Consider the following 25,079-nt stretch of genomic DNA (forward strand, 5'->3'; position numbering starts at 1 on the left):
GCGCCGTCGGCTCTGCCCGTGCGGGCACCAGGATCTCCGCTGAGCGGGCGGCGCACACCCCTCGGCACGGAATCTCCCCGAACCGTGCGCCAGGTGACGCCGGAAGGGGACGGAAGGGACGGGTGCGCGGCTGACAGGCGGTGGCGCGGCCCCGGGCGTGGCGTGCGAGGATGGGACGTCCGCGCACAGGAGTGGGGAGTAGTCCTCATCAGAGCGAGTGCGTCGGCGTGTCGGGCGGTTTTGCGGCGAAAGGACCGAAGCGTACGTGAGTGAGAATCCGAACCTCCTCGCGGAGCAGCGTCGCGCCCTGATCCTCGACGAGGTGCGCCGCCGGGGCGGGGTCCGGGTCAACGAGCTGACCCGCAAGCTCGGGGTGTCGGACATGACGGTCCGCCGCGACCTCGACGCGCTGGCCCGGCAGGGCGTGCTGGAGAAGGTGCACGGCGGCGCGGTCCCGGTGGTCGAGGCGAGTACGCACGAGCCGGGGTTCGAGGCGAAGTCGGGTCTGGAGCCGACCGCCAAGGAGGACATCGCGCGGGCCGCGGCGGAACTGGTCGCGCCGGGCGCCGCGATCGCCCTGTCGGGCGGTACGACCACGTACGCGCTGGCGCACCGGCTGCTGGACGTGCCGGATCTGACGGTGGTCACCAACTCGGTGCGGGTCGCCGACGTGTTCCACGTCGCGCAGCGCACCTCGGGTGCGCGGCAGGGTGCGGCGACGGTGGTACTCACGGGTGGTGTGCGCACTCCCTCCGACTCCCTGGTGGGCCCGGTCGCCGACCAGGCGATCGCCACGCTCCACTTCGACGTGCTGTTCCTCGGTGTGCACGGGATATCGGCCGAGGCAGGCCTGTCGACCCCGAATCTCGCGGAGGCCGAGACCAACCGGCGGCTGGTGCAGTCGGCCCGGCGTGTCGTGGTGGTCGCCGACCACACCAAGTGGGGTGTCGTGGGCCTGAGTTCCTTCGCGGCGCTGGAGCAGGTGGACACGCTGGTGACCGACGCGGGTCTGCCGGCGGACGCCCGCACGGAGATCGCGGAGCACCTGGGACTGGTCGTGGCGGGCGAGCCGGAGACGACCGGCTGACCTCGGCGGACGCCGGTCCCCGCCCGTGGTCCCGCTGACACCCGGCGCGAGCCCGGCTATCGTGACGCCTCCCGGACGACCGTCCGCATGCGTGGTTTCGCTCAAGGGGGTTGTGCGCATGGCGCACCGTCTGCGTCCGGTGGGCCTCGACTTCGTCGAGACGGCGCCGGTTCGGCTGGTCTTCGCGCGGGAGATCTCCGCCGCTCCGGGTCCGGTCTTCCGCGCGCTCGCCGAGGACGTGCCGGGCTGGACCACCTGGTTCTCGGCGGTGACGTTCGCGCGGCCCATCGGTGAGGGAGCGGGGCGGGAGATCCGGCTCAGGGGCGGTACGCGCTTCGTGGAGACGGTGCTGGCTGCCGAGCGGCCCGAGGTGTACGCCTATCGCGTGGACGTCACCAACGCGCCCGGCGCCCGGGCCATGGTCGAGGAGTGGCGGCTGGCGCCCGCCGGGGCCGGAACGCGCGTGCGGTGGACGTTCGCCGTGGACGGTACGGCGCCGTTCCGTTTCGTGCTGAACCGCGCGCGTCCGGGTCTGGGGCGGGCCTTCCGGGACGCGGTCACCTCGCTGGACCGGCGGCTCACCCGCCCGTAGGCGTATTGATCCGCGCGGCCCGCGACTCATGGGTCCTCGGTCAGCCGGGCCAGGCGCCCGTGTGCAGCAGGGACTCGATCGCCGCCGTGTACGGGCCGATGTCGAGGCCCTGTTCGGCGAGCCAGGCGTCCGAGTAGTACTTGTCGAGGTACCGGTCCCCCGGATCGCACAGCAGCGTCACCACACTGCCCCGGCGTCCCTCGGCCACCATCTCGGCGACGATCTTCAGCGCGCTCCACAGCCCGGTGCCCGTGGAGCCGCCCGCCTTGCGGCCGATGGCCTGTTCCAGGGCCCGGACGGCAGCCACGCTCGCCGCGTCCGGCACCTTCATCATGCGGTCGATCGCGCCGGGCACGAAGCTCGGTTCCATACGCGGCCTGCCGATGCCCTCGATCCGGGAGCCGCGGTCGCAGGCGACGTCCGGATCGCCGGTGGTCCAGCCCTCGAAGAAGCAGGAGTTCTCCGGGTCGGCGACGCAGACGCGGGTGTCGTGCTGCATGTAGTGCACATAGCGCGCGAGGGTCGCCGAGGTCCCGCCGGTGCCGGCCGTGGCGACGATCCACGCCGGTTCGGGGAACCTCTCCAGCCGCAGCTGCCGGAAGATCGACTCGGCGATGTTGTTGTTGCCGCGCCAGTCAGTGGCGCGCTCGGCGTAGGTGAACTGGTCCATGTAGTGGCCGCCGGTCTCGGCCGCGAGGCGGGCGGACTCCTCGTACATCCGGCGGGAGTCGTCCACGAAGTGGCACCGTCCGCCGTGGAACTCGATCAGGCGGATCTTCTCCGCGCTGGTCGTGCGCGGCATGACGGCGATGAAGGGCACGCCGATCAGCTTCGCGAAGTACGCCTCGGAGACGGCCGTCGAGCCGCTGGACGCCTCGATCACCGGCCGGTCCGGCCGGATCCAGCCGTTGCACAGGCCGTAGAGGAACAGCGAGCGGGCGAGGCGGTGTTTGAGGCTGCCGGTGGGGTGGGTCGACTCGTCCTTCAGGTACAGGTCGATGCCCCACCGCTCGGGCAGCGGGAAGAGGAGCAGGTGGGTGTCGGCCGAGCGGTTGGCGTCCGCCTGGACCTTGCGTACGGCTTCTTTCAGCCATGCGCGGTAGGCGGTGTCGCTGTGATCGACGTCGAGGGTGGCGCCGGTGCGGGACTGCTGGGGGGTGCTCACGACGGGGCTCCTTAGGCTGCGCGCCGACGGCGCGTCGCGCGGCCGACGCATCGATCATAAGCACCTTCCACACGCTTCTCACCTGCATAAACACACCTTTGGGCGTCTCAAAGGCACCCCTGGGGGCGGGCACCCGGTCCGGTGGGGGCGCATTCGCGCGAGTGCTCCGGTCGCCGCCGGAAAGGAGCGGCGCGTACTGGTGCTCGGCGCGCGGTGCGGGCAGACTGCCAGCGGGCGGGACCGGGTTCCCGCCGCGGGCGCACACTGGAGCACGAAACGAGCCGGTACCGGTCGCACCGATGTGCACGGTCCGGCAACCGACGCGCACGAGGGGGCGACGGCATGGCGGAGCCGGAGTTCAGGGCGACGGGGGTGCGGATAGGCAAGCGGCTGCGCTCGCTCACCCGGGCCGGCACGGTCCGGATCAGCGGTGGCAGGGTGGAGTTGCTCACCAGCTACGGCAGTGAGATCGACAGCGCGCCGGTGCAGGCGGTGCGCGCCTCCCGTCCGTGGTACGCCCCCGAGGACCGGGCCCTCGCCGACCTCAACGGCAAGCGGTACCTGCTGACGCTCGGCGAGCGGGACCCCGCGCCGGGCGAGCCGGGTCCGCCCGCGGCCCGCCGTTTCATCGAGGCGGTGCGCAGGGCTGCCGGGCACCGCGTGTGAGATGTCCGTAAGTTGCGGTGCCTCACCCCTTGCGTCACGCTGGTCTCACGTCACTCTGGGTTTACCGGCGATAACGCTGCGAACCAGCCCGCCGGCCAAGACAGCAGGCGGCGATGCGCCGCGTGCGCCCTGCTGGATCCGAACTCCGTGTTCTTCCGGACCTCTATGTCGGGGAGTCGCAGCCGTGATCAGTCACCCAAGCAGACACTGCACGGTGGAGCTCCAAGCCCTGCCGTCGCGGATCGGCCAGGTCCGCAGAATCGTATCTGCGCAATTGCGCTACTGGCATATGGATCCCCTGATCGACCGGGCCGCGCTCGGCGTGACGGAGTTGTTGACCAACGTCCACCTGCATGCCCGGCCCGACAAGACGTGCACCGTGGAGATAGAGCTGATCCTGGACCGGCTCACCGTCTCGGTGCGCGACCATGATCCGCGTCTTCCCGTGGTGGACGACGCCGAGCCGCTCGCGACCTGCGGGCGCGGGCTCTCCATGGTGGCCGCGATGAGCGAGAGCTGGGGCGTCCGGCCGGACGGCGAGTCCGGCAAGGTCGTCTGGTTCACGCTCCCGACGGCCGTCTCCGTGGCGCCGCCCCCGGCGTCACCCGTCGCCGCGCGCCCACCGCGGCGCCTGGTCGGTGAGGTGCCGGCCGCCGCGTTCGCGGAGGTCGAGCAGACGGCGGACCTGGGCAGATCCCAACCCGCTCCCGCCCGGTCGGCCGTTGCCGGCTGACCGGGCGGTGACCGTTCGCTGCCGCGGGCCGTGCGGGCGCGTGCGTGCCCACCGCCGCTCGGTGGGCGGGCCCGGCGGGCGCGGGGCGGCCCGCGGCCGCCGCGCGGCGCGGGGGCCGGTGGTACGCCGCTCCGCTCCGGCTCCACGGCCGGTCGTGAACCGGACAGCGGCGGCTGGTCCGCAGGTTGTGCGCACGCGTTGCGCGCGCCCGTTGTGTGCACCGGCGACAGTCGGGCGACGCGGGCGCCGGAGCCCGCCTGTCCGTCTTCAACGGGTCAGGTGGTCGCGGTCATGCCGCACCTCCCTTGCCCGTCCGGCCGAACCGCTCGTCCAGCACGGACAGTCGGCGCCAGTACTCGTCCTCGTCGATCTCGCCGGAGGCGAACCGGTGGCCGAGTACGGCGATGGGTGAGTTCTCGTCGACGGCGAACCGTCCGGGGCCGCGGTGCCCGCGCCGGACGGTACGGCGCAGCAAGGTGATGCCTCCGCCGATGACCAGCGCCCAGATCAGCAAAATGAGCAGGATCCACGGGCCGGGGCCGCCGTCGCCGAAGTGTGCCAGGGTCTGCATGTCGTCCAACTCCTCGGTGGCCGGGTTCTTCGTGATGTCCTCGGTGACGTCCTGACGTCCTTGGTGACGTCTTGTTCGACTCTTCCGAGCGTCGCCCTCGAGGTGGGTCCGGGGCGTCGTACGGCCGGCGGCGGTGTGCGTACCTCACGGGGAGTACGCGGTCCGCCCGCCGCTGCTTCCCGGGCAGCCGACGCCTAGGCTCGGCCCATGCTGAGAATCGGTATCCCTGTCATCGGCGTCACGGACGTGCCCCGTGCGGTGGCGTTCTGGACGGCTGCGCTGGATCTGGTCGCCACCGAGGAGTGGGCGAGCGAGACGTGGCGGACGCTCGATCACGCCGACGGTTCCGGGCGGGCCCTCGGCCTGCTGCGCAGCGAGTCACCGGCCGAGTCGCGGCCCCGTCTCCACCTGGACCTGTTCACGGACACGGCGGAGGAACAGCGGGCGGAGGTGCGGCGGCTGACCGGTCTCGGCGCGCGGACCGTCGACTGGGACCTGTACCCGCCCGACCCCGACTTCGTCGTCCTCGCCGACCCGGACGGCAACATCTTCTGCGTCGTCGACCTCAGTCACGCCCCGAGCGGCGGCGACCGGCCGGCCGGCTGAGCCGGCCCGGCCGGGCACGGGCCGCTACGCCAGCGCGCCCAGCGGATCGTCCAGCACCGGCTGCCAGGCCAGTTCGGCCGCGCCGACCAGGCTGTTGTGGTCCAGGCCGCACGGCAGGATGGGTACGCCGCCGCTCTGGCCCCACAGGCTTCGGCCGGCGACGACCGCGCGCAGACGCCCGGGGTCGGCGTCGAGGAGTTCCCGGTGGAGTCCGCCGAGGACGATGCGGTCGGGGTTGAGGATGTTCACCAGGCCGGCGAGGCCCAGCCCGAGACGGTCGATGAGGGTCTCGGTGGCGGCGCGGACGGCCGGGTCGGCGTACTGGTCACGGATCAGGTCCTTGGACCGCTGGAGCAGGGACACCTCGGGTCCGGGCTCGCGGCCTGCCGCCGTGAGGAACGCCAGGGGGTCGGTCTCCACGTCCAGGCAGCCGTGGCCCCCGCAGTGGCAGGGGCGGCCCTCCGGGTTGACGGTGAGGTGGCCGACCTCCAGCGCGAGACCCGAACTGCCCGTGTGCAGACGGCCGTCGAGGACCAGCGCGCCGCCGACCCCGCGGTGGCCGGTGGCCACGCAGAGCAGGTCGCGGGCTCCGCGCCCGGCCCCGTGCCGGTGCTCGGCGAGCGCGGCGAGGTTGACGTCGTTCGCGGCGAACGCGGGGCCGTCGATCCCGGCGGCGCGCACCTGCTCGGCGAAGATCCGCCGCACGGGCGCGCCGGCCGGCCAGGCCAGGTGGAGCGGGTTCAGGGCCAGGCCGTCCGGTTCCGCCACGGCTGACGGTACGGCGAGGCCCGCGCCGACGCAGCGGCGTCCGGTCTCTCTCAGGAGTTCCGCGCCCGCCTCGACGACGGAGCCGAGCACCTTCGCCGGATCGGCGTCGACGACCTCTCGGCCGGGCGCGGTGGCGACGATCCGGCCGCCGAGGCCGACCAGGGCGGCCCGGAAGCCATCGGCGTGGACCTGGGCGGCGAGGGCGACGGGTCCGTCCTCGGCGACCGCGAGGCGGTGCGAGGGACGGCCCTGGGAACCGGCCGCCGCGGCGGGACGGGCGTCGACCCGGATCAGGCCGAGCGCCTCCAGTTCGGCGGCGACCGCGCCGGCCGTGGCCCGGGTCACGCCGAGTTCGGCGGTGAGGACGGCCCGGGTGGGGGCGCGTCCGGTGTGCACGAGCTCCAACGCGGGTCCGAGCGCGCCGCGCCCCCGGTCCAGCCGCGCCCTCGAGGTGGTCCCTTCCCCCGCCGTCCGGGGGTCCGCCTTGCCGCTCATGAGGGGGAGTCTCCCATGATCCGCCAGGGGCGCGGAGCCTGGATGCCGCTGACCCGGAGCGTGATGTTCAGCCGCCCGGTGAGCCCCAACTCGGGCGGCGCGGTGCCCGCGTGCACCCGGGGCACCCCGTGGTACGCGAGCCGGGACGGCCCGCCGAAGACGAACAGGTCGCCGCTGCGCAGCTCGACGTCGGTGTAGGGGCGGGTCCGGGTCGCGGGGTTGCCGAAGCGGAAGACGCAGGTGTCGCCGAGGCTGAGGGACACCACGGGCGCGTCGGACCTCTCGTCGGCGTCACGGTGCAGGCCCATGCGGGCGTCGGAGTCGTAGAAGTTGATCAACGCGATGTCGTACGGCTCCTCCGGCACCGCGTCGGCGCCGAGCGCGTCGGTCACCGCCCGGCGGGCCAGGTCGCCGAGCCGGTCCGGGAAGGGCTTCACGGGGGTGCCGTCGCCGTCGACGACGGTGGAGGCGTAGGCGTACGGGTACCAGTGCCACCCGAGGCACACCTGCCGGGCGGTCATCGTGCCGCCGCCGGGGGTGCGGACCGTGCGCAGTCCGGCCGGTGGCCGGGCCCACTCCCGGCAGGCGTACAGCAGCTCGCGCTGCCGTTCCGGGTCCAGCCAGTCCGGCACGTGGACGGCGCCGGGCGCGGCCTCGGCACGGGTCCTGGGGAACAGCTCGGCGTCCATGCCGTACATCCTGCCCGGGTCCTGACTCACTCCGCCCGGCACGGCCTGAGCTGCGGCTCGGCTAGCCTGGACGCACGATGAACGACCGCAGCGACCGTATGACGACGCCCTGGGGCGAGCATGTGCTGGCCCGCTTCCCCGAGGACCCGCGCGACCGGCTCCGCGCCTGGGACGCCTCCGACGAGTATCTGCTCGGGCACCTCGCGGAGCGGGAGGTCCCGCTGTCCGGCACCGTCGTGGTCGTCGGCGACCGCTGGGGCGCGCTGGTGACGGCGCTGGCGGCGCACCGGCCGGCGCAGATCACCGACTCCCACCTCGCACGGGAGGCGACACGCGCCAACCTGGAGCGCAACGGCGTCGAGCCGGCCTCCGTTCGCCTGCTCACCACGCAGGACCCGCCACCGGAGCGCGTCGACGTGCTGCTGGTGCGCGTACCGAAGAGCCTGGCACTGCTGGAGGACCAGCTGCTGAGGCTGGCGCCCGCGCTGCACGAGGGCACGGTCGTCGTCGGCACGGGGATGGTCAAGGAGATCCACACCTCGACGCTCAGACTGTTCGAGCGGATCGTCGGGCCGACCCGGACCTCGCTGGCCGAGAAGAAGGCCCGGCTCGTCTTCGCCACGCCCGACCTCTCACTGAGGCGGCCCGCCAACCCCTGGCCGCTCGCCTACCGGCTCCCCGACGACGCCGGGCCGCTCTCCGGCCGGACCGTCGTCAACCACGCCGGTGTGTTCTGCGCCGACCGGCTCGACATCGGCACCCGTTTCTTCCTCCAGCACCTGCCGGACGCCGGCGGATCCCGGCGGGTGGTCGACCTCGGCTGCGGCAACGGTGTGGTCGGTACGGCGGTGGCGCTGGCCGACCCGGCGGCCGAGGTGCTGTTCACCGACGAGTCCTTCCAGGCCGTCGCCTCGGCCGAGGCGACGTACAAGGCGAACGGGGCGGCGGGGCGGGCGGAGTTCCGGGTCGGTGACGGGCTGGCCGGGGTGCCGGACGGCAGCGTCGACCTGGTGCTCAACAACCCGCCGTTCCACTCCCATCAGGCGACGACCGACGCCACGGCGTGGCGGATGTTCACCGGGGCGCGGCGTGTGCTGCGTCCCGGTGGTGAGCTGTGGGTGGTCGGCAACCGGCATCTGGGCTACCACGTCAAGCTGCGGCGCCTGTTCGGCAACAGTCACCTGGTGGCGAGTGACCGGAAGTTCGTGGTGCTGAAGGCCGTCAGGAAGTAGTCACCGTCAGGAGACGGTCCGGGCGACCACCTGGATGATCGTCGCCACCGTCCGTGCCATGGCCTCCCTTCCCGCGGTGAGGTAGCCGCGGGAGTCGACCGCTTCGGGTCGGGCGGCCAGGAACTCCCTGATCGCGCCGGTCATGGCGAGATTGAGCGCGGTGCCGACGTTGACCTTGGAGATGCCTCCCGCGACGGCCGCGGCGAGTTCGCCGTCCGGGACTCCGGAGGAGCCGTGCAGCACGAGCGGCACGTCCAGCGCGCCCGAGACTTCCTTGAGCAGGTCGTGGTCGAGGGCGGCGGTGCGCGTGGTCATGGCGTGGGAGCTGCCGACCGCGACGGCCAGGGCGTCCACGCCGGAGTCGGCGACGAAGGCGCGCGCCTCGGTGGGGTCGGTGCGGGCTCCGGGTGCGTGGGCGTCGAGCGGCGGTGCGCCGTTCTTGCCGCCGACCTCCCCCAGCTCTGCCTCGATCCACAGTCCCCGGGCGTGTGCCCAGTCGGCGGCGGCCCGGGTCGCGGCGAGGTTCTCGGCGTACGGCAGCCGGGAGGCGTCGTACATCACGGAGCTGAATCCGGCGTCCGGGGCCTGGCGCAGCAGGCCGTCGCTCTGGACGTGGTCGAGGTGCAGGGCGACGGGTACGGCGGCGCCCTCGGCCGCCGCTACGGCCGCGCGGGCCAGGGGCAGCAGCCGGCCGTAGCGGTACTTCACGGCGTTCTCGCTGACCTGGAGGACGACGGGGGTGTGCACGGACTCGGCGCCGGCGACGACGGCCTCGATGTGCTCCAGGGTGATGATGTTGAAGGCGGCGACGGCGGAGCGCGCGGCCGCGGCACGGCCGACCAGGTCGCCGGTGGTGGCGAGGGGCACGGTCTCTCCCTTCCCGGGAGTCGGAGCGCGGGTGTCGGGGCAGGTGTCCTTGAAGCCGGCGTCAGGGGGCGAGGATCACCGAGCGGGTGAGATGGCGGGGCCGGTCCGGGTCGAGGCCGCGGGCGGCCGCGACGGCGACCGCGAGGCGCTGGGCGCGGACCAGTTCGGCGAGCGGGTCGAGCTCCCCGGGCACCCACAGCGCGCCGGTGTCGCGGACCTGGCCGGCCAGCCCCTCGGGCGCCTCGCCGAACATCCAGGTTGCCGTTGTGGCCGTGCTGATGCTGATGGGGCCGTGTCGGTACTCCATGGCCGGGTAGGCCTCGGTCCAGGACAGGGAGGCTTCTCGCATCTTCAGGCCGGCCTCGTTGGCGAGGCCGACGGTCCAGCCCTGGCCGAGGAAGGTGAACTGGGTGCGCTCGACGAGCCCTTCGGGCAGCTCTGCCGCGAGTGCGGTGCGCGCGTCGGCGACGACCGCGTCGGTGTGCAGTCCCAGGTGGGCGCGGAGCAGGGTGAGGGCGGTGGTCGCGAACCGGGTCTGCACGACCGACCGTTCGTCCGCGAAGTCGAGGACCACCACGTCGTCCGCGGCGGTCATCACGGGCGTGTCCGGGTCCGCGGTGAGCGCGACGGTACGAGCGCGGCCCCGCAACTCCGTGAGCAGCTCCAGCACTTCGGTGGTGGTCCCGGAGCGGGTGAGGGCGACGACACGGTCGTACGCGCGACTGAGCGGGAATTCGGAGGCGGCGAACGCGTCCGTCTCGCCCTGGCCCGCGCCCTCGCGCAGCGCCGCCGCGGACTGGGCCATGAAGTACGAGGTGCCGCAGCCGACGATCGCCACCCGCTCCCCCGGCGCGGGCAGCGCCGCCGTGTGCCGTGCCGCTTGGGCGGCGGCGCGTGTCCAGCACTCGGGCTGGCTGTTGAGCTCGTCCTCGACATACGTCATGCCGCACACTCCCCGATCACTGCCCCATGATCATCCGGGCTCTTGTCTGATTGTTCCTGCAAGATATAGCGATATTTCAAGCACAATCAAGCAGATCAGCGAGAAGAGTGGGGTGCGCTAGGGTCGGCGGGAGATCGAGGAACGGAGGCGCGGATGTCGCGCGACGCCCGCTGGAAGGCGCTGCTGGAGCTGCTCGTCGAGCGTGGCCGGCTGGACGTCGAGGAGGCGGCGACCGAGCTGGAGGTCTCGGCCGCGACGATCCGCCGTGACTTCGACCGGCTCGCCGAGCAGCAGATGCTCGTGCGCACGCGCGGTGGCGCCGTCGTGCACGGGGTGTCGTACGAGCTGCCGCTGCGCTACAAGACGGCCCGCCGCGCCTCGGAGAAACAGCGCGTCGCACAGGCGGTCGCCGCCCTGCTGGCGCCCGGCGAGGCGGTCGGACTGACAGGAGGCACGACCACCACGGAGGTGGCTCGCGCCCTGGCCGTGCGCCCCGACCTGGCCTCCGGTACCCCCGCGCTGACCGTGGTCACCAACGCGCTCAACATCGCGAACGAGCTGGCCGTCCGGCCGCAGTTCAAGATCGTGGTGACCGGTGGGGTGGCCCGGGCGCAGTCGTACGAGCTGATCGGGCCGCTCGCGGACGGGGTACTGGGGCAGGTGACCCTCGACGTGGCGGTACTGGGCGTCGTCGCCTTCGACGTCGCGCACGGCGCCGCGGCCCACGACGAGGCGGAGGCGGCCATCAACCGGCTGCTGTGCGAGCGCGCCGAGCGCGTGGTCGTGGCGGCCGACTCCAGCAAGCTGGGCCGGCGGGCGTTCGCCCGGATCTGCGCGGCCGAGTCGGTGGACACGCTGGTCACGGACGGTGCGGCCGACCCGGACCTGGTCCGGCAGTTCGAGGAGGCCGGGGTCCGGGTCGTCATGGCCTGAGCGGTCGGCCGGCGATCCATGGCCGTCAGTGGCCGTGAGCGTCGCCGTGCCCCGTCGTAGCGGTCGGCGCGGGTTCCTCCACGCCGGGCGCCGATCCGGCCCGTACGGTGAACGCCGCGGTGTGGACCTCGCCCCGGTGCTGGAAGTCCAGGAAGAGGCGGTACGTACCGCCGCTGGGCGCGGTGGCCGTGAAGGAGATCTCCGGGCCGGGCTCCGTGCTGCCGTCGCCGGGTTCGCCGTTCGGGTGGACGTGGAGGTGGGCGAGGTCGCCGGAGCGCAGGGCGACCAGGTGGCCGTAGGCGCCGAGGTAGGGCTGGAGGTCGGTGACCGGTTCGCCGTCGCGGGAGACCTTCAGCTTCAGCTCGCTCGCCCTGCCGGGGCGCAGGGAACCGGCGAGTTCGACCCGGTAGCCGTCGGTGTGGGCGGTGTCGCTCGGGGCCGGCGGGCGCGCGGGCTCGTAGCGGCCCAAGGCGGCGAGGTCGGCGCCGAGGGTGAGGTTCTCCGCGTTCTTCTTCGCCGGGGTGAAGTCGGCGAAGACCCGGTACCCGCCCGCGCGGGGCAGGTCGACGGGGGTGCTCCAGGTGCCGTCGGCGGCGCGGGTGGGGTGCAGGTGGCGGTAGGTGATCAAGTCGCGTGAGGCCAGGATGAGGTGGAGTTCCTTGTCGTGCTCGCGTTGGTACGCCGTGACGGCCTCGCCGTTGTCGTCCCGGACGGTGAAACGCAGGTCGGTGCGCTGACCGGCGGTGACGCGCGCGGTGGCGAGGTCGAGGGTGTAGCCGTCCTCGGAGATCCGCAGTCCGCCGGGCGGGGTGGCCTCATGCCCTTCGCGTGCGCCACCGTCCCCCGTCTCCCCCGATCGCGCCGATGGCCGGCTGTGCTCGTCGTGGGGCGCGGGCGCGCTCTCCGCGACGACCGGGTCCAGTCCCCTGCCGACGCCGTAGGCGGTGCCGAAGATGGCGGCCAGTGCGGCGGCGAACGCGGTGATCCTCAGTCCGGTGTGCATGACGGTCGCTCTCCTCGGATTCCGGGTCTCCGGCTCGTGCGGAGGCCTCCTCATGCACCTCACCATACCCCTGGGGGGTACTCAGTCAAGAGGCGTCAGGGAGTTGCGTTCTGTACCCCCCAGGGGTATACATGGACTCGGCAGGGATACCCCGGCCCCGTATGCGACGAGATCCTGGAGGAAGCCATGGCTTCGACCGTCACCACCCCCGCCACCCAGCCCGTCCGCACCACCTACGCGGTCGCCGGGATGAGCTGCGGACACTGCGAGGCGACGCTCACCCGGGTGATCGGTGAGCTGGACGGCGTCACCAGTGTCGACGTGCAGGTCGGCACCGGCCGGGTCACCGTCACCGGGCCCGCCGAGCCGGACGACGCCGCGATCGCCGAGGTCGTCGACGAGGCCGGCTACGAGCTGACCGGCCGCGTCTGACCGCCCCGCACTCCCCCGCCGCACCGCCGGGACCCGCGCGCCGGGTCCCGGCCGACGACCCCGCATCAGGAGCAGCCATGACCACCAGTACGACCAGCGCACCGGCCGAGGTGGAACTCGCCATCGGCGGCATGACCTGTGCCTCGTGCGCCGCCCGGATCGAGAAGAAGCTCAACCGGATGGACGGGGTCACCGCCACCGTCAACTACGCGACGGAGAAGGCCAAGGTCCACTACACCGGTGACGTGTCCGTCCCGGAGCTGATCGCCACGGTCGAGGCGACCGGCTACACCGCCCGCGAGCCCGAGCCGGTACGTGTCGAGCCCGCGCCCGGCACGGAGAGCGCCGAGGCCGCCGACGAACTGCGGCCGCTGAGAGAGCGGCTGATCACCGCGGTGATCCTGGCCGTCCCGGTGATCGCGATGGCGATGGTGCCGGCGCTGCAGTTCGAGTACTGGCAGTGGCTGTCGCTGACCCTGACGGCGCCCGTGGTGACCTACGCCGCCTGGCCCTTCCACAAGGCCGCCCTCACCAACGCCCGGCACGGCGCGGCCACCATGGACACGCTGATCTCGGTCGGCACGTCGGCCGCGTTCCTGTGGTCGCTGTGGGCGCTCTTCCTCGGCACCGCCGGCACTCCCGGCATGACCCACCCCTTCGAGCTGACCATCGCCCGCACCGACGGCGCCGGGAACATCTACCTGGAGGCCGCCGCCGGGGTGACCGCCTTCATCCTCGCCGGCCGCTACTTCGAGGCCCGCTCCAAGCGCAAGGCCGGTGCCGCGCTGAGGGCCCTGCTCCAGCTGGGTGCCAAGGACGTCACCGTGCTGGGCGCGGACGGCGGTGAACGCACCATCCCCACCGGCGAGCTGGCGGTCGGCGACCGCTTCCTGGTCCGCCCCGGCGAGAAGATCGCCACCGACGGTACGGTCGTCGAGGGCACCTCCGCGGTCGACGCCTCCATGCTCACCGGCGAGTCGGTGCCCGTCGAGGTCGGCGTGGGCGACGCGGTCACCGGCGCCACCCTGAACGCGGGCGGCCGTCTGGTGGTCGAGGCAACCCGGATCGGCGCCGACACGCAGCTGGCGCGGATGGCGAAGCTCGTCGAGGACGCCCAGAACGGCAAGGCCGCCGCCCAGCGGCTCGCCGACCGCATCTCCGGTGTCTTCGTCCCCGTCGTCATCGCCCTGGCACTGGCCACCCTCGGCTTCTGGATCGGCAACGGCGCGGGGCTGACCGCCGCCTTCACCGCGGCCGTCGCCGTCCTGATCATCGCCTGCCCCTGCGCCCTGGGCCTGGCCACCCCGACCGCGCTGATGGTCGGCACCGGGCGCGGCGCCCAGCTCGGCATCCTCATCAAGGGCCCCGAGGTACTGGAGTCCACCCGCAAGGTCGACACCATCGTCCTGGACAAGACCGGCACCGTCACCACCGGCCGCATGACCCTGCTCGCCGTGCACACCGCCGACACCACGGACGAGACGGACGTACTGCGACTGGCCGGCGCGCTGGAGCACGCCTCCGAGCACCCGATCGCCCAGGCGGTGGCGGCGGGAGCGGCCGACCGCGTCGGCGTGCTGCCCGTCCCGGAGGACTTCGCCAACATCCCCGGCCTCGGCGTGCAGGGCATCGTCGAGGGGCACGCCGTCCTCGTCGGCCGCGAGCAACTGCTCGCCGAGTGGGCCATGGACCTGCCCGTCGGCCTGGCACGCGCCAAGGCGGAGGCCGAGGCCGCGGGCCGCACCGCGATCGCCGTCGCCTGGGACGGCGAGGCACGGGCCGTCCTCGAAGTCGCCGACGCCGTCAAGGACACCAGCCCCGAAGCGATCACCCGGCTGCGCGCCCTCGGCCTGACCCCGATCCTGCTCACCGGCGACAACAGGGCCGTCGCCGAGGCGGTGGCCGCGCAGGTCGGCATCGACCAGGTCATCGCCGAGGTCATGCCCGAGGACAAGGTCGACGTCGTCAAGCGCCTCCAGGGCGAGGGTCGCTCGGTGGCGATGGTCGGCGACGGTGTCAACGACGCCGCCGCGCTCGCCCAGGCCGACCTGGGACTGGCCATGGGCACCGGCACCGACGCCGCCATCGAGGCCGGCGACCTCACCCTCGTCCGCGGCGACCTGCGCGCCGCCGCGGACGCCATCCGCCTGGCCCGCAAGACGCTCGGCACGATCAAGTCCAACCTCTTCTGGGCCTTCGCCTACAACATCGCCGCACTCCCGCTCGCCGCCGCCGGGCTCCTCAACCCCATGATCGCCGGAGCGGCCATGGCCTTCTCGTCCGTCTTCGTCGTCGGCAACTCCCTGCGGCTGCGCGGCTTCAAGGCCGCCGGCTGACCGGCCTCCGCGCCGGTTGAGCCGTCGGCCGCCCCCATCGGGCGGCCGGCGGCTCACCGGCGTTCGCGACCGCTCGCCGGTCCCGCCGGTGGGTGCCGACGACGGCCAGCGCGGTCGGGGCGGGGGCTACGGTGACCAGCCGGTTCCACGCCTCGAACGGCAGGGCGTGCGCGACGACGGCCGACCAGTACCGGTCGTCGGAGACGACGAGCGGCAGCACGAACAGGACGGCCACGCACGCGGTCGTCGTGGCCACGGTCTGCCGCACGAGGGTGCCGAGGGCCAGTCCCGTGAGGGCGCACACGAGGCGAGCAGCGCGGAGGCGACCACGACCCGCAGCGCGGCGCTGGCTGGTCACCTCGCCTACGAGACGGGCCTGGTGTCGGCCTCCGGGTGAGTGGCCCGGGGGGCGAGGTCCGCGTCGGCGTCCCCCGGACGGGTGCGGCCGGCGCGCCGTGCGCGCGGAGACGGACCAGGCTGGTGCGGCGACGACCACACGCGGTGCGCCCACGGGCCAACGGCGGCCCCGGGTGCCACCCGGCCCCGCCCGCGGAGCAGGAGCCCCATGACCGAACCGACCAACGCCGACGGGGACACCAGCGGCCCGCTCGCCCCGGAGCCCGGCCCGGCGCGTTCGCGCGGGCGGACCCTCAGCGGCGTACTCGGTGATCTGCGTGCCGTGGACGGCGCGCTGTACGCGGCGGTGGCCGCCACATCCACGCCCACGCTCGACCGGGCGCTGCGCCGGCTGTCCCACGCCGCCGACCGTTCGAAGGTCTCGCTCGGGATCGCCGCCGTGCTCGCGGTGAGCGGTGCGCGGCCGCGCCGGGCGGCTCTCGCCGGGGTGGGTGCGGTCGCCGTGGCGTCGGCCTCCTCGAACCTGCTGGGCAAGCGGCTGGTGCGCCGGGCACGGCCGGACCGGGAGGCGGCGCGGGTGACGGTGGACCGATATGTGCCCATGCCCGCGTCGGCGTCCTTCCCGTCCGGGCACACGGCCTCGGCGGTCGCCTTCGCCACGGCGGTCGGCGTGGTCCTGCCCGCGGCCGCCGTCCCGCTCGGCGCGCTGGCGAGCGCCGTCGGCTACTCCCGGGTCCACACCGGCGTGCACTATCCCGGTGACGTGGCCGCGGGTGCCGTCCTGGGCATCGCCAGCGCGGCCGCCGCGCTGGCGGCGGCCGCGGCCGTTCCGGTACCGGGCCTGCGGTCGGTCTACTCGCCGGCGGCGCCGTCCGCGCCCGGGTAGGCGGGCGCGGCGCGCACCGTCATCCGAAGGCCTTCACGGCCTGGTAGTACGTCCACGCCGTGCTGTTGCAGGCGGCCTTGGTGGCGCTGCCGTAGCGGGCGCAGACTCGTTTGAGGTCCTCGTAGAAGGCGCTGTCGAGGCGGGACTTGTGGGCGCTGAAGGAGCCCGCGTCCTTGTAGTTGCGGTAGCCGAAGTCGTGCCGTGCGCAGGAGGTGCTGAACGGGAAGCCGAACGGGTTGTCCGGCGAGGAGGAGCAGTAGTCGGTGGTCCAGTCGAACCCGTAGGCGGCCCAGGCGGACTGGTTCGACCGCGCGGCGGTCCAGGCGTTGTAGCTCGACGCGCTGGTCTGGGTCCAGTTCGCCAGGACCTGCGGTTTGTCGGCGGGGGCTGCGTCGGCGGTCGCAGCGGTGGCGACGACGGTGGTCACGGCCAGGGCCGAGGCGGCGAGTCCGGTGGCGAGTCTGCGGCGCATTCCACACCTCCATGAGGCTGCGACCCGCCCATCGGGCCGCAGGTTCATGTCAAGATGATGCGCATCCCGGCCACCCCTTCACACATCTGTCGCCCTAATGGGCCATGAACTCTTCGGCCCGGCAGGGGATCGGGGACTGAACAGTCGCCGTCCCGGGCTGACTCGCGATCAACTCCCTTGCACAAGAGTGCGCCACGTCGACCTTCGCGAGCCGCACCGTGCGTCGGGCTACTCCCCCTGGTACGGCAGCGTCGTCCCCGGCAGCGCGTACTCGTCGCGGCGGCCGCACATGCCGTGGCCGCCGCGCCGGGTGGGCGCGGTCTCGTAGGCGGTGGCGTCGGCGAGGTACGCCGGGTCGCCGTCGGTGAGAGCGTCGAGCTGGGCGCCGGTGCGCTCGACGGTGGCCAGCGCGCCGGCCCGCCACAGTTCCCGCCAGCCGGGCACCCTGCCGCGCACCAGGTGGGCGGCGGCCCGCTGGAACTCCCGGTACGGGCCGGCGTCCCCGGCGACGAGAGCCTCGCGCAGGGGAAGGTAGCCCTCGACGGCGAGGTCTCTGCGGCGCCGGGCCGCCGCCTCCGTCTCCGGTCCGGTGCCGGGCGGCAGCGAGGCCGCGGCGGCGTACGCCTCCGGGTCGGCCAGCACCTCGGGCGGGAAGGTGAAGACGGCGTCCCCGGCCTCGGGCAGGCCGCTGTTCTGCATCAGCACCGTGACGCGCAGATCGCCGCCCCGCACCATGCGGTGCGCCGTGCCCGGCGTGAACCAGGCGACCGTACCGGGCTCCAGCGGGATGTCACGGTAGCCGTCGGGGCTCAGCGTCTGCACCGCGCCGTGTCCGCCGGTGACGACGTACGCCTCCGTGCACACCAGGTGCAGATGCGGGCTGCCGCCGCGGACCCCGTCGACGGCCTCCCAGTCGTAGGCGCTCAGGTGGGACAGGCCGACCGCTCCGGGCAGGGGGCGGGGAAGCCCGGGCGTGGCACCGCTCACCACGGCAGGCTCGCCAGGTACGTCCCCACCCGGTCGGTGTCCCAGGCGCCGTCGGCCACCACGACGCGATAGCGGTAGGCGAAGGACTCGCCCGGCGGCAGCTCGAACTCCTCGAAGAACGCCCAGGAGAACGCCACGGTGGGGATCGGCTCGGCGCGTACGAACCAGTGGGAGGGGTGGATCGCGGTCTGCTCGTCGAGGTTCCCGGGCGCGTGGGCGAAGACGAGCGTGGAGTGGGCGTCGACGTCGTCGTGCTCGGTGGTGAAGGCGAGCCACGGGCTCCGGGTGCCCATCAACTCCCCGGCGCCGACGCCCGCGTTCGCGTCGGTGTCCTGGGCGAAGACGTCGCCTCCCGTGAAGTCGCGGGAGCCGCGCCACTGGAGGCCGGTGTAGCCGGCCATCTCGCGGCCGGCGGTGGTCGGGGAGCCGAACACCAGGGACTCGGGGCGGGTGTTGGTGAGCCGGATCGTCCAGTCCAGGGCCCAGGCGCCGGCCTCCTCGTCCACCGAGTGGACGGTGAGGCCGCGCTCCTCGCGGGCCCACTCGGCACCGCCGTTCTCGATCCAGGTGAGGTTCTCGGTGATGGCGAGCAGGTCGTCCTCGACCTTGAAGCCGGGGAAACCGTCGTGCCGCATCGAGCCGATGCGCTCGGGCAGGGGCAGGTAGCCCTCGCCGTGGACATAGCTGTTGCCGCCCCAGAAGTTCTGGCCGGAGAGGTGACTGGCCGTCATCTGCAGGCCCTTGTGCCAGCGGTGGTCGCTCGGGCGGTAGCCGGTCACCGTGCGTCCGGCGAGGGTGCGCACCGGGTGGGCGTACGGCTTGCGGGACTCGAAGGGCTCGGGGTCGGGGCGGTAGACGTAGCGGAGGATCTCGGTGCCGTTCGGCGCGGTGACCGCGATGTGGTCGCCGTGGGTGTGGCTGACGCGGAGGGAACTCATGCGCGCTCCTCGGGGGCCCAGTCGGGGTGGTCGCCGTGCATGGCCGCGTGGAAGGGGTCCCCGGGCGCGATCTCGCCCGCGAGGACCGGCTGTCCGGTGAACGCCGCCTTGTACAGGGCGGCGGCGAACTCCAGCGTGGCGCGGGCGTCCGGACCGCTGCCGGGCGGCCGCACGCCGGCGTCCCAGGCATCCAGTACGGCGCCGAGCTGTGCGGTGTGCGAACTGGGCACGTCCGTCGCCGGGGTGCGCCAGGCGGCGGCGCGTCGAGGGGTGACGTGCCGGGCCGGAGTGTAGGTCCAGTCGTCGTTGCGGTGTCCGTACAGGTGCGTCAACTCGACCGTGGCGTCGGCGCAGTCGACGCGTACGCGGCTCACCTCGTCCGGGGAGAGGACGCTGTTGACGACGGTGGCGAGGGCGCCGTTCTCGAACCGCACCAGGGCGGTGGAGACGTCCTCGCTCTCGGTGTCGTGGACCAGCCGCGACGCCATGGCCCGCACCTCCGCCCACGGGCCGAGCAGGTGCAGCAGCAGGTCGTACTGGTGGATGCCGTGGCCCATGGTCGGGCCGCCGCCCTCGGTGGACCAGCGTCCGCGCCACGGCACCGTGTAGTAGGCGGCGTCGCGGTGCCAGGTCGTCTGGCAGTGCGCGACCAGCGGGGCGCCCAGCTCGCCGCCCGCGATCAGTTCCCGGGCGTGCGCGGCCCCTGAGCCGTACCGGTGCTGGAAGACCACGGACGCGTACGCGCCGGACGCCTCCTCGGCGGCGGCGATGTCGTCGTACTCGGCGAGGGAGAGACACAGCGGCTTCTCGCACAGCACCCAGGCACCCGCCTTGAGCGCGGCCACCGTCTGCTCCCGGTGCAGGGACGGCGGCGTACCGACGAGGACGAGGTCGGGGCGTACGGCGTCCAGCATGGCGCCCATCGACGTGTACCCGGCGACGTCGCCGCCCGCCTCGGCCCGGAAGGCGTCGAGCCGGCCCTGGTCCACGTCCACGGCGGTGACCAGTTCGGTCCGGTCGGCGTGGGCCGTGAGGGCGGCCAGGTGACTGCCGGTGACGATGGCTCCGGTACCGACCACGGCGACCCGGCGGCGGGCTGGGCGTGGGGACATGCGGTCCTCCTCGGACGCCGGCGCACGCCAGGCACGTACGCCGCTAGAAAGCGCTTTCACTCCGGCAGACCCTAGGCGGGGAGCGAATGCCTGGACAACCCCCCAGCGTTTGCGGGCTCGGCATGCGGCTGGTCGACTGTCGCCGGGGGGACCGGAGGCGGTCGTACCGCGCCGGCGCAGTCTTCAGTCCTCGTCCCGAAGGAGTTCAGGCGTGAGCAACCCCAAGTCGACGTCCGTGGAGCACCGGTCCGACGGCAGCCAGCCCTGGCTGCACCAGAAGGGCCGGACCATCCAGGAGTTCGGCACCGTCAAGCAGTTCCCCGTGGCGCTGACCATGGAGACCCGCCTCTACTCCTGCCAGCGGCTCAACAAGGTCCTGGCGGACACCCGGATCCTGCACGACCTGTACAAGAAGTACCACTGGCTCATGCGCGGGGCGACGTTCTACCAGCTGCACCTGCTGCTGGACAAGCACGCGGGCGAGCAGCTGGAGCTGATCGACACCATCGCCGAGCGCGTCCAGACGCTCGGCGGCGTCGCGATCGGCGACCCCCGCCACGTCGCCGAGATCACCACCGTGCCGCGTCCGCCGGACGGGGTGGAGGAGGTCCCGTCGATGCTGTCGCGGCTGCTGGAGGCGCACGAGCTGATCCTGGCCGACTGCCACGACGCCGCCGGCCGCACTCAGGAGCTCGGCGACGACGGCACCAACGACCTTCTCGTCTCCGAGGTCGTGCGCACCAACGAGCTGCAGGCGTGGTTCGTGGCGGAGCATCTGGTGGACACGCCGCTGGTGCACGCCTGACCGCGATCCTGATTCCGTCGCACGCGACCACCGCGACCACCGCGACCACCTCGGCCCGCCGGGCCGCCGGTCACGCTCCGTGCTCCCCCGGGCGACGGCGCTCTTGATGCCCTTTCGCCCCGGCCGTGAAAGCGTCCGTGACATGGCCCACATGTCCCACGGCGCCCATGCCCAGCCTCCGACGCGCGGGCAGCGGTGGTCCACGTTCCGGCAGTCGCCGTTCTGGCCGGCCACCGTGCTGGTGCTGATCCTCGCGGCGGCCGCGGGTCTCTTCGCGGGCTCGTACACCTACTCGATGGCGGATCCGACGCCGCATTCGATCCCCACCGCCGTGGTCGGCTCGTACGAAGAGGCCCGTGGCCAGGCCTTCCTGGGCGGCCTGGAGAAGGCACTGAACGCCTCGGTCAAGGTGCGTCCCTACGGCGGTGAGGCCGAGGCCCGGGAGGCGATGCAGGACCAGGAGGTCTTCGCGATCTTCGAGCTGCGCGACGACGGACGGACCGCCGTGCTCGACCTGTCCAGCGCGTCGGGCGCCTCGGTCGCACAGGTACTGGCCGACACGGCACCGGCCGTGGGGAAGAAGACCGGTGTCGAGGTCACCGTCCGGGACATCAACCCCTTGCAGGAGGGCGACCCGCGCGGCCTGGCGATCTTCTACATCTCCCTGGCCGCGGTGATCATCGGCTTCGTCGGGGCGATCCAGCTGAGCGTGCACGCGCGCTCCCTGACTCCGTTCGAACGCATCCTCTTCACGATCGCCTACGCGCTGCTCGGCGGGTTCGCGATCGCCGCGACCGTGGACTGGCTGCTGGGAGCGCTCGACCTGCCGTTCGTCGAGTCGTGGCTGATCCTGGCGCTCACCATGTTCGCGTCCGGCATGGTCTTCACGATGTTCAACACCCTGTTCGGACGCTGGGCGATGCTGCCGACCTGGGGGCTGATGGTGCTCCTCGGCAATCCCTCGTCCGGCGGCGCGGTGTCCTGGCCGCTGCTGCCGTCCCCGCTGGGGGCGATCGGCCAGTGGCTGCCGCCGGGGGCCTCGGTCAACGCGCAGCACACGGCGGTGTACTTCCAGGGCCACCAGCACGCGTTCCCGTTCCTCGTGCTGGGCGGGTGGGCGCTGCTGTCCTGCGCGGTCTTCTGGATCTGGCGGCACCGTCATCCCGGCGGGCGGGACAAGAAGCCGCCCGAACACGCGCCGGAGGCCGCCGCGTCCTGAGGTTCCCCGGGCGCCGGCCGGACACGGCGGCTTCTCAGGGGGAGGTCAGGGCGCGGCACGCCATCTGGAGGGCGAGCCGGTTGCCGGGGTCGTCCAGAGCGACGCCGAGGCGTTCGCGGACCTGGCGCAGTCTGGCGGTGACGGTGTTGCGGTGCAGGCCCAGGGCACGGGCGGTGGCGGCGGCGGAGCCCCCGTTCTCCAGGAAGACACGCAGGGTGGTCAGCAGGTGGGCGTGCGCGGTGTCGCGCAGTGGGGCGAGCGCGGTCTCGGCGAAGGCGCGGGTGATGTCGGACTGCTGCCAGGCGGCCAGCAGTCTGCCCACGCCGAGTTCGTCGGTGTGCTCCACGGACGGCCGGAACTCCCGGGCGGCCGCGAGACGCGCCGCGTTGCGGGCCTCGGTCAGGGTGTCCGCGAGGCCGCCGGAGCCCTGGCGGGGCCAGCCGATACCGGCCACCAGCCGCCAGGCGGCGGGCAGCTCGGCCAGCGCCCTGCGGACCTGACGCAGCAGCAGCCGGGGTTCGTCGCCGGCGGGCCGGCGGCTGCTGCTGGACCACAGCGCCCAGTCGCCGTCGCCCTCGGCCACCGCCTGGGTGGTGACGCCCTGCCGGGCCAGGGCGGCGAGCAGCGGTGCGGGGACGGTGTCCGGGCGGTCGACGGCGGGCGGCTGCTCGGCTCGCACGGCCAGACCGACGTGCCAGTCCTCGAGGCGCCAGCCGAGGGCGACCGCCTGCTCGACGGCCTCCCGGCTGACGGTGCCCCGGCCGGTGACGACCTCCGTCAGCAGGCGGCGGCGGACGGCGCTGTCGTGGTCGGCGCGGGTGCGGGCTCCGGCGAGCCAGGACCGGACGAAGGGTTCGAGTACGGCGAGGCCCAGCGCGACGGTGTCGGCGCGTTCCTCGTCGGCCGGTTCGACGGGCCACACCAGCCACGCGGTGACCGGCGCGGTGCCGCCCGGCCGGTCCCCGGCCGACGGGACGGCGTGCACCGGGTGCGCGAGGAGGCCGGGGGTGCGCTGGGGCACGGCGAGTTCCGGGCGCAGGGCGCCCGGAACCACCGGGTCGCCGACGATGGCTCCCCCGTCGGGGGTGACGAGGCTGACGGCGGCGGCGAGCACCGTACGGGCCGTGGCGATCAGGTCCGGTCCCTCGGTGCGGGTGGCGAGCCGGCGGACCAGGGTCTCGACGGTGCGGGCCCGCGTCACCTCGGGAGCGCGGACCCGCAGGGTGAGATCGAGGGCGAGCCGGAACGGGTCGTCGGTGGCGGCCCACAGCACGGGAATCCGCAGCCGGTCGGCCAGCCGTACGGCGGACAGCGGCGGCCGGGCGGTGTCGTCGGCGGTGACGCACAGCGCCGCGGCACCGGCCTCCTGGGCGCGGCGGACGAGGGCGTCGAGCCGGTAGGCGGGCGTGGCGTCCCGTACGTCGCAGAGGACCAGGTGACCGTCGACGGCGGTGAGGGTGCCCCGGTAGGCGGTGACGTCGCGCACGGGCCGATCCAGCCCGGCATGCCCGGCCAGTGTGCGGGCGTCCCGAAGCAAGGGGTCGGCCAGCAGGCCGGCGACGTCGGGGGTCGAGGTCATCACGGGCCTCCGGGCGCGCCCCGGCCACGACTCCGGTCCGGCCGGCCGGGGGCGGCGGCCTCGCCGGTGGGCGGGCCGCCGCCCACCGAGACGGATCCGACGGTTGCACAAGCGTTCCGGCCGGCCGACCGGCCCCGGCTCTCCGGGGCCACGCCGACGGCCACGAGAGCCTGCCGGATGGGCGACCAGCCGCGGAGGCGGCCCGGACGGCCGGGCACGCGGCCACGACCTCGGTACCGCCGGCCGAACGGATGACCGCAGCGCCGGTGCGGGTGTCCGGACGCACAGCCGCGACCGAAACGGTTCGGGCCACCACGGCGCCGGTCACAGGCCGTCACGGCGGGGCGGGCCGGGGAGTCGTGCGCCACCGGGTCGGCCGGCCCGGTGGTCTGTGGGACGGCGCGCCTCCGCTCACCGCTGCGCACCCCGCCCACCTCCGCCCGAGGACGTGCCGCCGAAGGGGGAGGCGGCGGGGACGCCGCGGCCGAACGGACGCGCGGCGGCCACGGAGGCCGGTGCCAGGTCGAGGCCGAAGGCCGTCGGGCCGACCAGCGGATCGGCCTCGGGGGGCCAGTCGTGGAGGGCGGGGAGGCGGAGCAGGACCAGGTGGCGACCGGTACGGAGCTGATCGGCGCGCAGGGGCCGGCGACCGTTGGGGTCGACGGCGGCGATGATCTGAGGGCCGACGGCGCGGGTGACGCCGTCCACGGTCACGGCCAGGTACTCGTCCAGCAGGTCCACACGGACCACGGCACCGGTGCGCCCGTCGACGAGGGTGGCCCAGCCGGGGGTCAGGTCCTGGCGGGGGACGATCTCCTCGGCGCGGCCGACGGCCAGCAGCTCGGCGCCCAGCGCGGTGGCCAGGCCCTCGGGCGTGCCGCCCGCGTCCTGCGCGGCGCGGAGGCGGTCGCCGAGGCCGAGGCAGGCGGAGACGGAGCCGCGCACCCCGATGGCCGCGAGCCGGGAGGCGGGCAGCGGGTGGACGGCGAGGGCCGCGGCCCCGCCGAGGGCGAGGACGTTGGCGCGCAGCAGCCGTTCGGCGGAGCGGCGTGCGCACTCCCGGACGACGACGGTGTCCCCGCCGGTGCCGACCAGGACGAGCGGCGCGGGGTCCACGCCGTGCAGGGCGGCCACGGTCTGGTCGATGCGGGGAAAGGCGCGTCCCATGAGGTCGCCGTCGACGAGCGGCAGGCCCAGCCGGGCGGCGGCGACCGCGGCGACGACGGCGTTGAGTCCGCCGATCTCGATGACGCCGACCGCGCCCGCCCTGCCACCCGCGACCTCGGCGGCGGTGCGTACCGCGTGCGCGAAGTCGTCGGGATCGGCGAGCCGTTCGGCCAGTACGTCGGGTGCGCCGACGAGTCCGGCGTGGACGACGAGGGTGTCCGGCTCCAGGGCGGTGGCGGGGACGAGCGGCACCGGACCGGCGGCCAGCTCGCGGCGCAGCAGCAGCGCGCCGGTGGCCACCTCTCCCCCGCCGCCGGAGCCCAGCAGCGTGGCCCCGGCGGCCAGCGCCGGCACCCGCGCGGCGGTCAGCGGCGCGGGTGACGCGGGCGAAGGGGCCTGGGCGGGCGTGCGGGCCTCGGCGGGCGTGCGGGTCACCCTT

Annotated in this window: 26 protein-coding genes; 12 read left to right on the plus strand and 14 right to left on the minus strand. The window is 73.8% G+C overall.

Annotated features, from left to right (window positions below; genetic code table 11):
- Positions 1 to 265 precede the first annotated feature (265 nt).
- Both QC283_RS20385 and QC283_RS20390 read left to right on the plus strand, forming a co-directional pair.
- Positions 266 to 1,087 (plus strand): DeoR/GlpR family DNA-binding transcription regulator, encoded by an 822-nt coding sequence (locus tag QC283_RS20385; protein ID WP_279563023.1) that lies wholly within the window; start codon positions 266 to 268, stop codon positions 1,085 to 1,087.
- 118 nt (positions 1,088 to 1,205) lie between these two features.
- Entirely contained in the window at positions 1,206 to 1,679 is a 474-nt protein-coding gene (locus tag QC283_RS20390) for an SRPBCC family protein (protein WP_279563024.1), read from the plus strand.
- Positions 1,680 to 1,719: 40 nt separating this feature from the next.
- Here the strand turns inward: QC283_RS20390 and QC283_RS20395 are convergent, their stop codons facing one another.
- Positions 1,720 to 2,844, minus strand: coding sequence for a PLP-dependent cysteine synthase family protein (locus tag QC283_RS20395; RefSeq protein ID WP_279563025.1), 1,125 nt, complete (start codon positions 2,842 to 2,844; stop codon positions 1,720 to 1,722).
- Positions 2,845 to 3,186: 342 nt separating this feature from the next.
- On the opposite strand from QC283_RS20395, the gene QC283_RS20400 reads away from it, so the two are divergent.
- Positions 3,187 to 3,510, plus strand: coding sequence for a hypothetical protein (locus QC283_RS20400; protein ID WP_279563026.1), 324 nt, complete (start codon positions 3,187 to 3,189; stop codon positions 3,508 to 3,510).
- Positions 3,511 to 3,694: 184 nt separating this feature from the next.
- A complete protein-coding gene (locus QC283_RS20405; protein ID WP_279563027.1) occupies positions 3,695 to 4,243 on the plus strand; it encodes an ATP-binding protein in 549 nt (182 codons plus the stop codon).
- A 289-nt stretch (positions 4,244 to 4,532) separates the two neighbouring features.
- Here the strand turns inward: QC283_RS20405 and QC283_RS20410 are convergent, their stop codons facing one another.
- Complete coding sequence (locus tag QC283_RS20410; RefSeq protein WP_279563028.1) at positions 4,533 to 4,814, minus strand: SHOCT domain-containing protein; 282 nt, start codon at positions 4,812 to 4,814, stop codon at positions 4,533 to 4,535.
- Between the two features lie 207 nt (positions 4,815 to 5,021).
- Here QC283_RS20410 and QC283_RS20415 point away from each other — a divergent pair, with 207 nt between their 5' ends.
- A complete protein-coding gene (locus QC283_RS20415; protein ID WP_279563029.1) occupies positions 5,022 to 5,420 on the plus strand; it encodes a VOC family protein in 399 nt (132 codons plus the stop codon).
- Between the two features lie 24 nt (positions 5,421 to 5,444).
- Here the strand turns inward: QC283_RS20415 and QC283_RS20420 are convergent, their stop codons facing one another.
- Positions 5,445 to 6,683 carry an ROK family protein gene (locus QC283_RS20420; protein ID WP_279563030.1) on the minus strand — a complete coding sequence of 413 codons (1,239 nt, stop codon included), beginning with the start codon at positions 6,681 to 6,683 and terminating at the stop codon, positions 5,445 to 5,447.
- The gene (locus QC283_RS20425) at positions 6,680 to 7,372 is read right to left on the minus strand and encodes an alpha-ketoglutarate-dependent dioxygenase AlkB family protein (RefSeq protein ID WP_279563031.1); all 693 of its coding nucleotides are present in this window, start codon (positions 7,370 to 7,372) and stop codon (positions 6,680 to 6,682) included. The genes QC283_RS20420 and QC283_RS20425 overlap by 4 nt, the downstream gene beginning before the upstream one ends.
- Positions 7,373 to 7,470: 98 nt before the next feature.
- On the opposite strand from QC283_RS20425, the gene QC283_RS20430 reads away from it, so the two are divergent.
- On the plus strand, positions 7,471 to 8,604 hold the full coding sequence (locus tag QC283_RS20430) for a methyltransferase (RefSeq protein WP_279563193.1): 1,134 nt from the start codon (positions 7,471 to 7,473) through the stop codon (positions 8,602 to 8,604).
- A 6-nt stretch (positions 8,605 to 8,610) separates the two neighbouring features.
- Here QC283_RS20430 and QC283_RS20435 read toward each other — a convergent pair whose 3' ends face one another.
- Complete coding sequence (locus tag QC283_RS20435; protein ID WP_279563032.1) at positions 8,611 to 9,471, minus strand: class II fructose-bisphosphate aldolase; 861 nt, start codon at positions 9,469 to 9,471, stop codon at positions 8,611 to 8,613.
- Positions 9,472 to 9,532: 61 nt separating this feature from the next.
- Positions 9,533 to 10,414: an SIS domain-containing protein gene (locus QC283_RS20440; RefSeq protein WP_279563033.1), complete on the minus strand. Its 882-nt coding sequence runs from the start codon at positions 10,412 to 10,414 to the stop codon at positions 9,533 to 9,535.
- 153 nt (positions 10,415 to 10,567) lie between these two features.
- Between QC283_RS20440 and QC283_RS20445 the strand changes: the two genes are divergently transcribed.
- A complete protein-coding gene (locus QC283_RS20445) occupies positions 10,568 to 11,347 on the plus strand; it encodes a DeoR/GlpR family DNA-binding transcription regulator (protein WP_279563034.1) in 780 nt (259 codons plus the stop codon).
- Between the two features lie 25 nt (positions 11,348 to 11,372).
- On the opposite strand, the gene QC283_RS20450 is transcribed toward QC283_RS20445, so the two are convergent.
- A complete protein-coding gene (locus QC283_RS20450) occupies positions 11,373 to 12,350 on the minus strand; it encodes a hypothetical protein (protein ID WP_279563035.1) in 978 nt (325 codons plus the stop codon).
- A gap of 186 nt (positions 12,351 to 12,536) precedes the next feature.
- Here QC283_RS20450 and QC283_RS20455 point away from each other — a divergent pair, with 186 nt between their 5' ends.
- Both QC283_RS20455 and QC283_RS20460 read left to right on the plus strand, forming a co-directional pair.
- On the plus strand, positions 12,537 to 12,782 hold the full coding sequence (locus QC283_RS20455) for a heavy-metal-associated domain-containing protein (RefSeq protein WP_279563036.1): 246 nt from the start codon (positions 12,537 to 12,539) through the stop codon (positions 12,780 to 12,782).
- Positions 12,783 to 12,859: 77 nt separating this feature from the next.
- The gene (locus QC283_RS20460) at positions 12,860 to 15,118 is read left to right on the plus strand and encodes a heavy metal translocating P-type ATPase (protein WP_279563037.1); all 2,259 of its coding nucleotides are present in this window, start codon (positions 12,860 to 12,862) and stop codon (positions 15,116 to 15,118) included.
- Here the strand turns inward: QC283_RS20460 and QC283_RS20465 are convergent.
- Complete coding sequence (locus tag QC283_RS20465; RefSeq protein ID WP_279563038.1) at positions 15,102 to 15,422, minus strand: hypothetical protein; 321 nt, start codon at positions 15,420 to 15,422, stop codon at positions 15,102 to 15,104. The two genes, QC283_RS20460 and QC283_RS20465, sit on opposite strands and share 17 nt — an antisense overlap.
- 261 nt (positions 15,423 to 15,683) lie before the next feature.
- Between QC283_RS20465 and QC283_RS20470 the strand changes: the two genes are divergently transcribed.
- Entirely contained in the window at positions 15,684 to 16,361 is a 678-nt protein-coding gene (locus QC283_RS20470) for a phosphatase PAP2 family protein (protein ID WP_279563039.1), read from the plus strand.
- 19 nt (positions 16,362 to 16,380) lie between these two features.
- Here QC283_RS20470 and QC283_RS20475 read toward each other — a convergent pair whose 3' ends face one another.
- The 4 genes from QC283_RS20475 to QC283_RS20490 form a co-directional block, all read right to left on the minus strand.
- On the minus strand, positions 16,381 to 16,833 hold the full coding sequence (locus QC283_RS20475) for a phospholipase (protein ID WP_279563040.1): 453 nt from the start codon (positions 16,831 to 16,833) through the stop codon (positions 16,381 to 16,383).
- 228 nt (positions 16,834 to 17,061) lie between these two features.
- Positions 17,062 to 17,823 carry a cupin gene (locus tag QC283_RS20480; protein WP_279563041.1) on the minus strand — a complete coding sequence of 254 codons (762 nt, stop codon included), beginning with the start codon at positions 17,821 to 17,823 and terminating at the stop codon, positions 17,062 to 17,064.
- Positions 17,817 to 18,758 (minus strand): PmoA family protein, encoded by a 942-nt coding sequence (locus QC283_RS20485; protein WP_279563042.1) that lies wholly within the window; start codon positions 18,756 to 18,758, stop codon positions 17,817 to 17,819. The genes QC283_RS20480 and QC283_RS20485 overlap by 7 nt, the downstream gene beginning before the upstream one ends.
- Positions 18,755 to 19,870, minus strand: a complete 1,116-nt coding sequence (locus tag QC283_RS20490; protein WP_279563043.1) for a Gfo/Idh/MocA family protein — start codon at positions 19,868 to 19,870, stop codon at positions 18,755 to 18,757. The genes QC283_RS20485 and QC283_RS20490 overlap by 4 nt, the downstream gene beginning before the upstream one ends.
- 211 nt (positions 19,871 to 20,081) lie before the next feature.
- On the opposite strand from QC283_RS20490, the gene QC283_RS20495 reads away from it, so the two are divergent.
- Together QC283_RS20495 and QC283_RS20500 are read left to right on the plus strand one after the other, a co-directional pair.
- Positions 20,082 to 20,675: a Dps family protein gene (locus tag QC283_RS20495; protein ID WP_279563044.1), complete on the plus strand. Its 594-nt coding sequence runs from the start codon at positions 20,082 to 20,084 to the stop codon at positions 20,673 to 20,675.
- A 142-nt stretch (positions 20,676 to 20,817) separates the two neighbouring features.
- A complete protein-coding gene (locus tag QC283_RS20500; protein ID WP_279563045.1) occupies positions 20,818 to 21,894 on the plus strand; it encodes an ABC transporter permease in 1,077 nt (358 codons plus the stop codon).
- A 34-nt stretch (positions 21,895 to 21,928) separates the two neighbouring features.
- On the opposite strand, the gene QC283_RS20505 is transcribed toward QC283_RS20500, so the two are convergent.
- Complete coding sequence (locus QC283_RS20505; RefSeq protein ID WP_279563046.1) at positions 21,929 to 23,473, minus strand: helix-turn-helix domain-containing protein; 1,545 nt, start codon at positions 23,471 to 23,473, stop codon at positions 21,929 to 21,931.
- A gap of 411 nt (positions 23,474 to 23,884) precedes the next feature.
- Complete coding sequence (locus QC283_RS20510) at positions 23,885 to 25,075, minus strand: DUF917 domain-containing protein (RefSeq protein ID WP_279563047.1); 1,191 nt, start codon at positions 25,073 to 25,075, stop codon at positions 23,885 to 23,887.
- Positions 25,076 to 25,079 lie beyond the last annotated feature (4 nt).

Source organism: Streptomyces sp. DH41 (assembly GCF_029813785.1).
Taxonomy (GTDB): domain Bacteria; phylum Actinomycetota; class Actinomycetes; order Streptomycetales; family Streptomycetaceae; genus Streptomyces.